This is a genomic window from Vibrio sp. PID23_8, from assembly GCF_003584965.1.
GTDB lineage: Bacteria > Pseudomonadota > Gammaproteobacteria > Enterobacterales > Vibrionaceae > Vibrio.
On sequence record NZ_LIXE01000007.1, the window covers coordinates 104,137 to 117,145 of the forward strand.

16 protein-coding genes are annotated in these 13,009 nt (G+C 47.1%); 4 read left to right on the top strand and 12 right to left on the bottom strand.

What is annotated here, in order from left to right:
* Nucleotides 1-4: 4 nt before the first annotated feature.
* The 3 genes from AK966_RS13175 (at nucleotide 5) to AK966_RS13185 (ending at nucleotide 1,607) form a co-directional block, all read left to right on the top strand.
* Nucleotides 5-442, top strand: coding sequence for a hypothetical protein (locus AK966_RS13175; protein ID WP_099078255.1), 438 nt, complete (start codon nucleotides 5-7; stop codon nucleotides 440-442).
* 115 nt (nucleotides 443-557) lie between these two features.
* Entirely contained in the window at nucleotides 558-995 is a 438-nt protein-coding gene (locus tag AK966_RS13180) for a hypothetical protein (protein WP_099078254.1), read from the top strand.
* Nucleotides 996-1,136: 141 nt separating this feature from the next.
* On the top strand, nucleotides 1,137-1,607 hold the full coding sequence (locus tag AK966_RS13185) for a hypothetical protein (RefSeq protein WP_099078253.1): 471 nt from the start codon (nucleotides 1,137-1,139) through the stop codon (nucleotides 1,605-1,607).
* Between the two features lie 115 nt (nucleotides 1,608-1,722).
* Here the strand turns inward: AK966_RS13185 and AK966_RS13190 are convergent, their stop codons facing one another.
* The 9 genes from AK966_RS13190 to fliD form a co-directional block, all read right to left on the bottom strand.
* Entirely contained in the window at nucleotides 1,723-2,010 is a 288-nt protein-coding gene (locus AK966_RS13190) for a hypothetical protein (protein ID WP_099078252.1), read from the bottom strand.
* An 88-nt stretch (nucleotides 2,011-2,098) separates the two neighbouring features.
* Nucleotides 2,099-3,091, bottom strand: a complete 993-nt coding sequence (locus AK966_RS13195) for a flagellar motor protein MotB (RefSeq protein ID WP_099078251.1) — start codon at nucleotides 3,089-3,091, stop codon at nucleotides 2,099-2,101.
* Nucleotides 3,091-3,948, bottom strand: coding sequence for a flagellar motor stator protein MotA (gene motA, locus AK966_RS13200; protein ID WP_099078250.1), 858 nt, complete (start codon nucleotides 3,946-3,948; stop codon nucleotides 3,091-3,093). Before motA ends, AK966_RS13195 begins: the two co-directional genes overlap by 1 nt.
* 10 nt (nucleotides 3,949-3,958) lie before the next feature.
* Nucleotides 3,959-4,687: a lateral flagellar system RNA polymerase sigma factor LafS gene (gene lafS, locus AK966_RS13205; protein ID WP_099078249.1), complete on the bottom strand. Its 729-nt coding sequence runs from the start codon at nucleotides 4,685-4,687 to the stop codon at nucleotides 3,959-3,961.
* A 12-nt stretch (nucleotides 4,688-4,699) separates the two neighbouring features.
* On the bottom strand, nucleotides 4,700-5,209 hold the full coding sequence (gene fliL / locus AK966_RS13210; protein WP_099078248.1) for a flagellar basal body-associated protein FliL: 510 nt from the start codon (nucleotides 5,207-5,209) through the stop codon (nucleotides 4,700-4,702).
* A 22-nt stretch (nucleotides 5,210-5,231) separates the two neighbouring features.
* Nucleotides 5,232-6,284, bottom strand: a complete 1,053-nt coding sequence (locus AK966_RS13215; protein ID WP_119464314.1) for a flagellar hook-length control protein FliK — start codon at nucleotides 6,282-6,284, stop codon at nucleotides 5,232-5,234.
* Complete coding sequence (locus AK966_RS13220; RefSeq protein ID WP_172438050.1) at nucleotides 6,281-6,601, bottom strand: LafD; 321 nt, start codon at nucleotides 6,599-6,601, stop codon at nucleotides 6,281-6,283. Before AK966_RS13220 ends, AK966_RS13215 begins: the two co-directional genes overlap by 4 nt.
* A complete protein-coding gene (gene fliS, locus AK966_RS13225) occupies nucleotides 6,585-6,971 on the bottom strand; it encodes a flagellar export chaperone FliS (protein WP_099078246.1) in 387 nt (128 codons plus the stop codon). Before fliS ends, AK966_RS13220 begins: the two co-directional genes overlap by 17 nt.
* Nucleotides 6,972-6,990: 19 nt before the next feature.
* A complete protein-coding gene (fliD, locus tag AK966_RS13230) occupies nucleotides 6,991-8,328 on the bottom strand; it encodes a flagellar filament capping protein FliD (protein WP_119464315.1) in 1,338 nt (445 codons plus the stop codon).
* Between the two features lie 421 nt (nucleotides 8,329-8,749).
* Between fliD and AK966_RS13235 the strand changes: the two genes are divergently transcribed.
* The gene (locus AK966_RS13235; protein WP_259343770.1) at nucleotides 8,750-9,034 is read left to right on the top strand and encodes a hypothetical protein; all 285 of its coding nucleotides are present in this window, start codon (nucleotides 8,750-8,752) and stop codon (nucleotides 9,032-9,034) included.
* Nucleotides 9,035-9,051: 17 nt separating this feature from the next.
* Here AK966_RS13235 and lafA read toward each other — a convergent pair whose 3' ends face one another.
* From lafA to flhA, 3 genes are all read right to left on the bottom strand, one after another.
* Nucleotides 9,052-9,900: a lateral flagellin LafA gene (gene lafA / locus AK966_RS13240; protein WP_119464316.1), complete on the bottom strand. Its 849-nt coding sequence runs from the start codon at nucleotides 9,898-9,900 to the stop codon at nucleotides 9,052-9,054.
* Nucleotides 9,901-10,125: 225 nt separating this feature from the next.
* Nucleotides 10,126-10,896 (bottom strand): EAL domain-containing protein, encoded by a 771-nt coding sequence (locus AK966_RS13245; RefSeq protein ID WP_172438061.1) that lies wholly within the window; start codon nucleotides 10,894-10,896, stop codon nucleotides 10,126-10,128.
* Nucleotides 10,897-10,915: 19 nt separating this feature from the next.
* Entirely contained in the window at nucleotides 10,916-13,006 is a 2,091-nt protein-coding gene (flhA, locus tag AK966_RS13250) for a flagellar biosynthesis protein FlhA (RefSeq protein ID WP_099078242.1), read from the bottom strand.
* Between the last annotated feature and the right edge of the window lie 3 nt (nucleotides 13,007-13,009).

The following is a 13,009-nucleotide window of genomic DNA, read 5'->3' on the forward strand; positions in this document are numbered from 1 at the left end:
CGAAATGAAAAAGATCGTCTTAACAATGATAACGGCTATTGCACTCTTTGGTTGTGAAGATGTGACAAAGAAGATGGAACAAACACAAGAAGCCGCCAATAAGAGCATTGATGCTGCTCAACAACAAATGGTGGACATACAGGAGCAGGTTGAAGACGTCGATTTTAACCTCGGCTTATATGGGGATGCGGCAATTTCAGCCGAAGGGTTAGCGGCATCGGTGGAAGAAGCTCTGGATGTCGACTTTAGTGATGCCCAAGCGGTTAAGGAAGTAAAAGAGCATATTGCCGTCGCATATCACTGCTTCGTTAAAGATACTTCCGCTTCTACGGCCGAAGACTTGATTAAAAAAATTGTTGCGACTATCAACAGTGAGCAGTCTAAAACGTTAATTGAAGAAGGGGTTGAAAGCGCCAAATTAGTAAAAGAGTGTGAAATGTAAGCGCCAAGAAAAGAGGAGTGGCCTTCAGCGTTTGCTAAGCGGAATTACTTACTTCCACTAACTAGAAGTGATGGTTTAGTATTGCATGGTATCCCCATGATTGTTAAGGCTCAAAATGAAAAAGATTATCTCAACAATGATAATGGCGATGGCGCTGTTTGGTTGTGAAGACGCGACAAAGGCGATCGATCAGGCACAAGAGGCGGCTAACAAAGCGGTAGACTCGGTTCAAGAACAAATTGATATCATTCAAGATCATGTCGATTCAGTTGACTTTAACCTTGAGCAATTTGGTGAAGCGACGGAATCTGCCCAAGCGTTAGCGGCGTCGGTGGAGGAAGCATTGGATGCGGACTTCAGTGATCCAGAAGCGCTTGTTGAGGCAAAAGACGATATTGCCAATGCCTATCGTTGTTTGGTAGAGGCATCTTCCGAGTCAACCGTAGAAAAAATGATGGATAACATTCTGGCGTCTATCAGTAATGATGAAGCTAAATCTCTGATTAAAAAGGGGATTGATAAAGCTAAGGCCGCGAGTGAGTGTGTGATGTAAGCATCACCAGATCAGCAAAAGGAGGATACGATGATCCTCCTTTTTTCATTTATGTCGTTCTGAATGACCATTGATTGTCACCTATCTTCGAGTGATGAACTAAAATTTCATAGTGTTTATAAAAATGGATAAAGGTTCAAAATGAAAAAGACATTTTTTGCAGTGATGATGGCCATGGCGTTGATTGGTTGTGACGACGCTAATAAAGCCGTGGATAATGTACAAGAGGCGGCAACTGAAACCATGGACAAAGTCCAGGAGACCGCCAATGAGGCTACGGAAGTGGTTCAAGAGCAAATGGAAAAGACCCAAGAACAAGTTGATTCAGTCGGGTTTGACTTCGAGCAATTTGCATCCACATCGGAGACGGCTAAGACACTGTCTAATACGGTAAAAGACGCGATGAATGTGGACTTCAGTGACCCGCAAGCTATCGAAGAAATGAAAGATCGCATTGCCAACGCCTATCAATGCTATGTTGAATCAACCTCCGAATCGGAAGCCGCAGATGCGATAAATAGCATGATGGCATCAGTGAACAGTGATGAGGTGAAGTCATTGATAGAAAAAGGCATTGAGAAAGCCAAAGCGGTAAAAGAGTGCGTGATGTAAACGGCACGCTAATCGGAAAGAGGGGATGAGGTTATCCCCTTTTTTGTGTCAAATAGCATGCTGTTGTATTGATTGGTCTATGCGCTTGGAGGCCACCCCCTCGCTGCATGGCACTTTAAACTAAGAAGAAAAAATAGAGAAAACAAACGAAGGCCAGCAATGTGGCGGACAGCACTGGATAGAGAATGTAAGAGTCTTGATGGCTGGTGCGCTGGTAGCATAGCGAAACTAGCAAAATGTTATACACCACAAGCAACAGGCTTATCATGGTGCCACTATTGAGATTGAGGCTCGAAAGTTGGGTGAGAAAAAATGCTAACAAAAGGTAGTCGAAAATGATCAGCCAAAGAAAGGCTTTTTTTAAAGCATCATTTTTGTTTTTAATAGGCGCAGGTACGGGCATATTGAACTCAACTAAACAGTCACAGCAACATCGGTTAATTGGTAGAAAAGGTCACGCAGTATTAAAGCCCTGGTGACCTTCTAGGGGGTTAGAGGTTTTGAATTTCCGTTTTTGGTGAGTCCGAATCCACCGAATAACGAATGATTTCCTGGCGAAAAACAGGCTGATTAAACTCTGCTTTTTGTTTTGCTTTTTGTAATTCGCTGTCTTGCTGATTACCAAATAACGTTGCCAACACCTGTGAGGCGGGGGTCGTTAAAACAAATAATTCAATACGACGGTTTTCGCTAGAATCTGGCTCTTCTGGATTAAGCAGGGCACGATCCGACATCCCAGTCACTTGCAAGACACGATCATCTGGCATGCCACCTTCCACCAAGGTGTTTCTTGCCACATCGGCACGAGAAGCGGATAGCGCCCAGTTCGATTGTCGACCAAATCGCTTCTTGAATGGCGTCGAGTCCGTATGACCACTGATGATCAATGGATTGCTGATGCGTTCGAACACAGGGGCAAGCGCAAGTAATAAGTCTTCAAAGAAAGGGGTTAACTCTGCACCGCCACGGCTGAACATGTGCTGCTTGTAATCATCTTGCAGAACAATGCGCAGACCCTGTGGTGTAATGGTGACGTTAACGTTACCTTGCGCACTGATTTGTCCCACGACTTCATCAATTACCTTAGCGAGCAGAGCAAGTTGTTCCTGGCTGTCGAAATTACCTGGGATAAGCGAGTCAATCTCTGGGCCATCGCCGTCACCTTGGAAGAAGGAGCTGACGACATGGTTAGAGTTGTGTTTACTTGGCACAGAAGAGTCCTGTGCCAAGTCGATAGGAGAGATACTTTGTGAGGTATCGAAAGGGTTACCGTAGCTCTTATCAAAAACACTCGAACTATGAAGGTGCGCCACAATGGCTTTACGCTCTTCCTTGTCGACCACTTGCATGACCCAAAGGACAAGAAACAGCGCCATTAACGCGATCATGAAGTCGGCAAATGCGACTTTCCACGCACCACCATGAAACTCATCATGGTTATTTGCTTTTGCGCGTTTGAACACCACATGCTCTTGTTTTTGCATTATCCCTCCTGCTCAGCTAGCCACTTCTCCATTTGGTTGAAAGTTGGTTTGATGTCTAACTGAATGTGTTTACGACCAGCGTCGATAGCAAGCAATGTTGGCTTTTTCGCTACGTAAGCAACCAGAGTGGCGCGTACACATTCGAAAGCCGTCATGTTTCGTCTAACGCGTTGAGCCATAGCGTTACTGAGTGGATCTAAACAACAGTAACAACCGAAAATACCAATGAATGTACCAACGAGGGCGGCGGCAACATGATAACCAACCAACGCAATTGAGCCGTCAATGGCTTGCATGGTGATAATGATGCCACCGACTGCCGCAAGAATACCGAACCCAGGAAGTGCCTCTGCCGTGCGCTGCATAGAGCGTGAAGGTAAAAGCATCTCGGTTTGAATCGCTTCGATTTCTTGTTCTAATAGTCCCTCTAATTCATGAGGCGACATTTGTCCCATTGCCATTAAACGTAAATTGTCGGTAATGAAAGAAATGAGACGATGATCGTTACTGATTTTCGGATAAGCGAGGAAAATTGAGCTCTGTTCTGGTGATTCAATGTGCGAATCCAGAAACTTAAAGCCACGGCTGCGAGCGGTTTCGAGCAGGTTGTTGAGTAGCGCCATTAGCTGCATGTAGTACTCATACTCTTGACGCGGGCCAGAGATGGTCGCACGTACTTGCTGGCGCATTTCTTTTAACACTTGTGGCGGGTTACCAATGATCAGTGAGCCTGCTGCCGCACCTATGATGATCAAAAACTCGGCTGGCTGCCAAATAGCGCTGAGTTTACCGCCTGCCCACATGTATCCGCCGAAGACACACATCAGGACGGTAATGGCTCCAAAAAACTTTTGCATCTTGTGACTCCTAAGAGGACATTAATTGGTTGAGTTGTTTTAGCGCTTGTTTGTGCAACTGACAGATGCGAGGTGGCGTCAGATCGAGCACGAGCGCGATTTCATGGAGGTTGAGCTCATGTTGATAGAACAAAGTGAGCAATAGTTGATCGCGTTTCGACATTTTTCCCAGCGCAGTGTCTAAGCTACGCCGGATGTGCTCATGTTCCATACCGTCATACTGACCACCAAAGTGGCTGTCGCTGCCGGTTTCCATTAATTGATCAAGGCTTTGCATCTCCCCTGCAAGAGCTGCATTTTGACGGTTGTAATAGTCTTGCTCATCAGTGCCGAGTGCTTTGATGATTTCAGCGTCGGTTGGCATTCTGCCTAGCGCTCGAGTGAGGTCTCGTGTCACGTCGTTAAGCTCATGTGCTTGCTGTCGGGTCTTGCGTGAGCGCCAATCCAAACGGCGAAGCTCGTCCAAAATAGCCCCTCGAACACGACAAACGGCAAAGGCGGGGAAGTGCGGATCATCCACATCCCCATAACGACGTCCGGCTTCGACAAGTGCAATCAAGCCAATTTGCTGCATGTCTTCAATACTGCAATGTGAGGTCGCATGAACGCGCAGTTGGTTTACGACGCGCTTAACCATGACTTGATGACGCTGCAGCAGTGCATTTTCATCAATCGGGCGCGACGGCGTATTCACTTCCTCCGTCGCGGTATAACTTTCCTGTAAGTTCATCTCCAACATAGCTGTGCTCCGTTATTGCACAACGTACTTGGTCAGCAAAACATCATCGATATCACGTACGATGTCGGTTTTTGCGAACGAAAGCAGTAGGTTCTCTTTGATTTCGCTTTGCAGGATATCAATGGCACCTGCTTGCTGAAGCTCATCAAAAGTTTTGTCGCTGAACAGTTTTAGCAGTGAGTTTTGAACCATCGGCATGTAGGCATCAATGTCCTTAATGCGCTCTGGGCGGCGTGTTTCCACCGCAAGTTCCAGCATCACAAAGTGAGTTTGCTTTTTGCCTTTGATGGTCAGCACCACTTTATCTAATGGATGAAAGCTTGGGCCTTTTGTCGTTGGTTGCTCAGAAGTTAAGAATGCCAACGGTGAATCTTCCAATAAGGCGCTAACGCTAGAGTCTGATGATGAAGACTCTGAACTTTTGTTGAGGTACCAAATACCGCCGACCACAGTGGCAGCGGAAACGAGGGCACTGGTGATGATCATGGTGATAAACAGGGCGATCATTTGTTGTTTGGTCATAACCTTTTTCCTCGATGATGCATTAGGCTTGAGTGTTCAGCCAATGCTCTGAATAGTTTGTTGTATTAGATTTGAAGGCGTTGGTTTCACGCGCGGTAAAGACGTTTGCTTCTTCTTGAGTGCCGTCATGAGAGTGTCGCTCTTGACCTTGATCCGAGCCAACGTTGACGTCTACGTGAACGAAGTTCTGCTCTTGCAGTTCAGTTCGAAGGCGCTCAGACACTTGCATCAGTGCCTCACGGGTTGCGGCGGTATTGGCGTTGATTTGTACGCTCAAGCGGTCGCCTTCAACACGCACCAACAAATCCAATTTGCCAAGCTCTGGCGGGTCGAGACGAATCTTGGCTTCTTGCAGGTTTTGCTGAGCTTGTAAAGTCACGCGATCTTGCAGCACTTGCATCATCTGCTCGCCCCATTTACCGGAACTGGTATCCACGCGAACGGCCGCCCACTCCGCACCTTGAGCTTGAGTTGCTGCAAGCGGTGAGGTTGGATTTGAATGTTGCGCTGTTGTTGTCTGCGATTGCGTGTTGGCTGCGAATATTTGCCCGTGAGCAGATTGATTCAGCAACGGTTGCAAATCAGAAGCAGAAACTTTAAGCGAATTTGCCGCGCTCGCTTGAACACCACTTTGGTTTTCTTGCGTAGGGGAGGTAAGCATTGAATTGGCTTGGGCGCCCATGTTTGCACTGTGCGAGGTGCTATTTGCCGACACTTGTGCAAGCTGGTTGGTTTCGCCTTGCTTAATCGCCGCCTTACTTATCCCTTGCATGAGAACTTGCGCTTGCGTGGCCAGATTCACCTCTGATGAAGCATTACCTAGTAACGTTTCATCAGAGGTGTCTTCTGTGTGGAGCTCTGGTGAACTGACATCAGGTTGCATCGCTTCCGCTGGTGAGGCTTGCGTATTTAAGCGAAATCCGGCAACGGTGATAGACGCGTTGGTTTGACCCTGTTGAGTGACCGTGGCTGAATTTGCTAGCGAAACGCCTTGCTCTGAACGCGCGTGAGAGATCTTCCCTACGGCGGTAGATTGAGAAGGTGAACTCGCAGGCATTGAGTTGGTGACCATCATTGCGTTAGCTCCATCGTCATTGCAAGTTGATACGCCATGGCTCGTTCCTGTTGGTCGTTAACCATATTCATCTCTTGCTGTAGTTCGCTGGTGGCTTTCTCGAGTGCAGCAAACGCAGTTGCATGCACCGTTTTTGCTCGCTGGATTTCCGGTGCGAGTTTCATATCGTTCAAGAAAGGCTTATGACTGATAAGCAGTTCGCGCAACTGTAAATCGTAGCGTTTTAGTGCTTGCCAATCGGCTGTTTTAGTAGCGATTTGGATCAGTTTTGATAAGTGGCGAAATCGCTCCGGCGACACTTTATGCTTGCTGTCCAAAGTTCATCCATCCTTCTCGAACGTTACCCATCACACGCTCTACGTTGTCCAAACGCTCTGCGTCATTTTGAGTGCTGCCGTAATACAACTCGACTTGGCAGAAATCGTAGAGTTGACGCAAGTTCTCGGCGATCTCTCCGCCATTCTCTTCATCCAATGCGCTGCTTAAGCCGATAAGGATGTTCATGCACTTGTTAATGCCAATTCCTTTTTCTTCGAGGCGATTCGCAGCAAGGTGACCGCGAATACGTTCAATTTCATCGAGTAACCCATCGATCAGCATGACGACGAGTTGGTGTGGATTAGCGGATGCTGCTTGAGCATCCAGATCGACCTGTTGGTATGAGTCGTAGCCGGAATCCATGAGCATAAGTATTTCTCCTAAAGCGTTAACCAAACAGCGACATGGTTTGGTTCATTTGCGTCATTAAGGTGTTCATTTGAGTAAATTGGGTGAGGTAGCGGTTGTACGACATCTCGTACTTGCGCTCTAAAGAGACTTGTTTGTCTTCAATGCGGTCCATATTGGCTTGCAGCGCATCTTTACGAGAATTGAACGTGCCAGACGAGAACTTCAAAAACGGTTCTGCCATATCATCGAGTGAGTCGAGCAGGGCACCATCACCGTTAAACATTGCTTCAAGCGCAGCGCTGTTACTCTTCTGTGCTTCGGCGAATTTGTCTTGGTCGACTTTCATTTTTCCATCGCGATCGATAGTGATGCCGACTTCGCTCAAACGCATGCCGCCATGTTCGCCACGAACAAGCGCATTTAATTGGCTTTCAATCGAACGTAGCGTTGGGTCACTGGCTAGAACGCCACGCGCTTGGTCTTCGCTACCAATTTGTGTGTACTCATCTAGCGTAGAAATAAGGGCGTTGTAGGTGTCGACAAATTTAGTGACTTGCTCATTCGTGCCTTCAAGGTCTGCACCGACTTCCATCGAGATAGGGGCTTCACCTGAGTTTTGTGCTTTGGTGACCGTGATGTCGACACCATCGATCACACCTTCAAAGGTATTGCTTGAGTTAGTCAGTTGCAGCCCTGTACCTTCCGCGCCAAGCCAGATAACAGCATCTTGAGGTTTACTGATTTCTGTTGTGTTGGTGAACGCATCTTCAAACCACGCTTGTCCTGTGCCAGTGGCACTGACATTGATGCTGTTCGCAACGCCTGTCTCGGTACTGGAGAGCATGAAGTGTGTTTGGCCATTTGAACGCACAAGCGTGGCATTCACGCCTGGGTTATCAGGGTTGTTGTTGATCGCGCTGACTAGGTCCGTCACGGTCGCTTTACCATCACCGTCAGTATCCACCGTCGACATATCTAACGTCATGGTTTCACCATTGATGGTGAACTCTAACGTACCGGTAGTTGGGACCTCGGTAGTGGCCTCCAAGTCTGCAGGCATACCGGTAGAAATCTGATGTGAAGTAGCCACTTGCTCAACGAAAATCTGGTAGTTACCGACTAATGCGTTGGCATCGGCACTCGCGGTGAAAAAGCCGTCTTGAGAGGTCGTTGCGGTATTTTTGATGATGCTGTTTGTGCTGCTGTTCATCTCGTTAACCGCAGATCGGAAGTCACGCAGCGCACTTTCGACTTTACCTAGAGCAGCCAACTGTGTTTGGTAGCGATCGGCTTGCAATTGGTAACGTTGCTGAAATGGCTGAACGTCTAACGTGGCGAACTGGGTTGCCATGGTAATTGGATCTAACGAACTCATGAGGTCGCTCCCTCTCTCATCTGTATTTGGCTTTTCTATGCCAGTAATAAATACTCAATCGCAAGATGTGTGCCTGATATCTATGTCTATATAAAACAGTATCTTACGGGCTATTCTGTGTGTTGGGAGGAAGCGACTTTTCCACCTTGCTGGTTCCGCTTTCCCCTTGATAGCTAATGGGGTTCCCAAATAAAAAAGGCGACCAAAAGTGGTGAAAGATTTAATCCAATGGAGGGAAGAAAAGCGAGGCATGAGCGAAATGCATAATGCGCAAATTTAGGCGTTTACTGCTAAGGGATTCAGATTTTTCTGATCCTGTTTGAATGCAAAGGTTTGCTATCTTATGCCCCTGCAATTTTTGTGGTTGCTAGCGGCTGGCTATTCCCCCCCCCCCTAATTCGACTAAAAAAGAATGACAATAATGAATGACTTTGTTTTACGACTGATGAAGTGTGCTCGTGCATATGAGGCTTTCATCGGTACCAAACTGCTCAGTAAACAGAACATTAATGCCGAAGAGCTGGTGAGCATCCGTGTAGAGACGCTTTCTCGATTTCCAGAGCTCAAAGCGTATGAGCCACATCGAGGTGTGGAATCTGTCGAACTGGAACTGTTCAACAAGTTTCTTCTCGCTAACAACGAAAAAGCCTCCCGGATACGAGGAGGCTTTGATTTTTTGGACGAATTAAATTTTGCGCGTTATTAGCGAATAGTGAGTCTCTATTAACGCAGTAGCGACATTGCCATACCTGGTAGCTGGTTAGTTTGAGAAAGAACCGTTGTACCTGCTTGCATTAGCATTTGGTTCTTCGTCATGTTTGAAGATTCAACGGCAAAATCAGCGTCTGTGATACGGCCTTTCGCTGCCGATGTGTTTTCAACCATGTTGCTTAGGTTTACTACAGTGTGGTCTAGGCGGTTGATTGTTGCACCCAAACCAGAACGTGCTGCACCTACTTCATCAATCGCTAAAACTAGCGCATCCATTGCTGCGGTTGCACCTGCGCCAGTACTGATGTCTAGGCCAGGAACGGTTGCGCTGAGAGCGGTATGTGCCGCAGCAACATCAGTATCTACTGTTGTAGCTAAGTCTAGAGTTTCTGCAGAAGAAGAGCCGATTTGTAGAGTAAGGCCGCCTGCTTTAATACCGTTTGCGGTTATAAGTGGGTCACCAGCATACTTAGTATTAGTCATGATGTTTTGTAGCTCAGTACCTAGTTCTGCAAACTCTTTTTGAAGAGCACCTTGGTCTTTAGCCGTGTTTGTGCCGTTTGCAGACTGAGTTGCTAGGTCGTTCATGCGGTACAGAATGTTAGTTGCTTCATCGAAAGCACCTTCCGCTGTTTGTAGCATAGACATACCGTCTTGTGCATTACGCATCGCAACGCTCATACCGCGAGTTTGAGCTTCTAAACGGTTAGAGATCTGTAGGCCAGCTGCATCGTCTGCTGCAGAGTTAATACGGTAACCCGTGCTCAAACGCTCCATTGCTGTGTTCAGTAGGTTACTAGTGTTGCTTAGCGTGTTTTGAGTAACCAGCGAAGCGTAGTTAGTGTGCATTGATAGAGCCATAATCTGTTCTCCTTGATTGTTCAATGTGGGACTATCGCCCCGCTCACTAACTAGAGGCGGTCGGTTGGCTTTAATGATTAATTGGAAATTTAAAAATTTTGCCAAAATCGCCAATTTTGATGGTTTTTGGTGATATCTATTCCAGAAAACTCGTATTTTAAGGCTGTTCAGACATAAAAAAGGGCGAGTTCTTATTTCTGAACTCGCCCTTTATCGTTACCCTATTTATTCATCGTCGAACGATTTAAACGACAATGAGGTGGGAATATCACTGAAATAGCCAAAGTAATAATTCGCACCGAGTAAGCGGTAGCGATTGAGTTCATTTTGGCTGGCGACTCTCCCTGCTACCCAAGGAAATTGATTGTGACGAAGAAAGCGCGCGATAGGCAGAAACGCGTGCTGATCTTGTTTGTTTTCCATTGTCACGGATAGCTTAATCATATCAGGTTTAAACTCTGCTATGCGTTCGAAGTGCACTTGTCTGGTCGCGATTTCAAACCATAACGCATACGCGTTGTCTTTTAACAGCTCAACCAAAGTGGTGACTTGCTCGTGCAGGCAAAGGGATTCATCGGCTTGTAAAGAGGGCACGACATGTTGAAATGCTGCCTTGTGGAATTGAATCATCTGATTCAAAAAATGGCGGCCTGCTTGCCATAATAAGGCGTCGATCCGAATAGGCACAACGACATTGCTGATAAGATCCGGATGAAAGGTATCGAGCTGGAACTGAGTTTGGCGCAGGGCTAAATACAAGCTGTATAAATCTAAGCAATATTGCATTTGCTCAGACAATTCAAACTGATAAACACTCTGCTCGCCACGTACACCAAAGCGCAGGGTGAGGTGTTGGTATGCCACCTCACCGGTTTTGGTTTTACGGATGGCTTGACAGGCGTGTTGAATGTCATTGTGTTTGAGCGCATCAAACACCAGTTGGTCGTCGTCCGTGACAATATGTTGCAGTGCGAGGCCGCATAAATAATCGTACATCGCTGTTGTTGATATGAGATTAGCCAAGGTTTCCTACCACGTTGATCTGTTTATTTTCTGGAATTTCATTGTAAGACAGTACCGCCAATCCTTGGGTAAAGGTACGTGCGTAACGCGCCAGCAGTGGTCGCAATTGGGGCATCACCAGTAAGATGGGTGGCAAGCCTTGTTGTTTAAGTTGCTGACGAATCAAAGGCAAGTTCTGTTGGAACTGACTAAGGATGTTTGGCTCTATTGGGAAGCTATCGAGCATGACAGCGCCTGCTGTTTGGGCTTGTTGTAGAGAAGCCATCAGCATTTTCTCAAGTTCATCCGATAAAGCGTAGACATTCAGTTCGTTTTTTTGTCCTGCGACTAAGTTCACCAGAGTGCGTTTCAGCGCGCAGCGTACATCCGCCGCAAGCAAAATTGGCTCTTTGGTATTTTCAGAAGACTCCAACATGGTATTAGCGATGGTACGAATGTCTTTCAGTGGAACTTGGTCAAGCAGAAGCTGACGGTAGACCTTAAGTTGCTGTGCTGGGGTCAGTGCAGCGGCTAAGGCTTCGGCCAATTTGGGTGCTTGCGCAGTCAAACGTTGAGTCATGGCTTCAACGTCGTCATGGGTGAACAACTCAGCCAAATTGGTTTTCATGATTTTGCTGATGTGTGTCGCGATCACAGTACCATCGTCAACCACCTGATAGCCCATGTTGAGCGCTTTGGCTTTGTCTTGATGTTCAATCCAAACGGCAGGCAACTGGTAGGCAGGATCGCTGCCAAGAATACCATCGACTTCGCCATAGGTTTCACCAACGGCAATCGCCATGAGACGTTCTGGCTCGATAAAGCCTTGTTCAATAACTTCACCGTTCAACGCAATGGTGTATTGGTTTGGTTTTAAACTTAGGTTATCGCGAATACGCACTTCTGGTAGCAAGAAGCCCACTTGCTCAGAGAGGTTACGGCGCACGCCACGAATACGCTGTGCTAAAGGCGCACCTTGTTCTTTGTTGACCAAGTGAACCAAACGATAGCCCAACGCAAGAGACAGCGTGTGGACATGAGGAATATCGTCCCAAGTGAGTGCAGTTTCTTCTACCTGCATCGCATGAGAGAGCGCCTCCACTTGGTCGATTTGGGTATCTTGCACCGGCTTTTTGCTTTGTCGCCACCCTGCAAATGCCAACACGGCGGCAAAGGTGAAGAACGCAAGATGAGGCATACCCGGGACCATTCCAATGATTGCCATGATGGCCGCAACGGTATACAAGGTTGCTGATGTCGCGAGCAACTGCTTATGCATGGTTTCCGACATGCCGTCATCGCTGTCGTTAATGCGCGTCACGATAATGGCGGCCGCGGTTGCTAGCAATAGTGATGGAATTTGAGCAACTAAACCATCACCGATAGTCAACAGGGCATAAGTCTTGAAGGCTTCTGACGCTGGTAATCCGTGCTCGAACACACCAATGCTGATACCACCGATGATATTGATGAACAGGATAAGCAGACCCGCAACCGCATCACCACGAACAAATTTAGACGCACCATCCATTGAGCCATGGAAGTCGGCTTCGTTCGCGACTTCTTTACGGCGCTGACGGGCGGTTTCTTGGTCAATTAAGCCTGCGTTTAAATCGGCATCGATGGCCATTTGTTTGCCTGGTAGAGCATCCAAGGTAAAGCGTGCCGAGACTTCGGAAATACGCTCACCACCTTTGGTGATCACAACAAAGTTAATGATCATCAAGATGATGAACACCACCATACCGACCACGTAGTTACCGCCGATCACCACTTCACCGAAGGCTTGAATTACCTTACCAGCAGCATCGCTGCCGTTGTGACCTTCAAGCAATACGATACGCGTTGAAGCCACGTTTAGAGTGAGGCGAAGTAAGGTCGCGACCAGCAAAATGGTTGGGAAAATCGAAAAATCGAGAGGTCGCTTCGCTGTCGTGCTGACCAGTAATACCAAGATCGCTAACACGATATTGAAGGTGAACAGCGCGTCCAATAGCAATGGTGGTAAAGGCAAGATGACCATTGCCAATACCATCAACAAGACGATTGGAATACCAATGTAGCCTTTAGTGGAAGTTTGAAGGTGTTTTAACCGGTTAAACATACT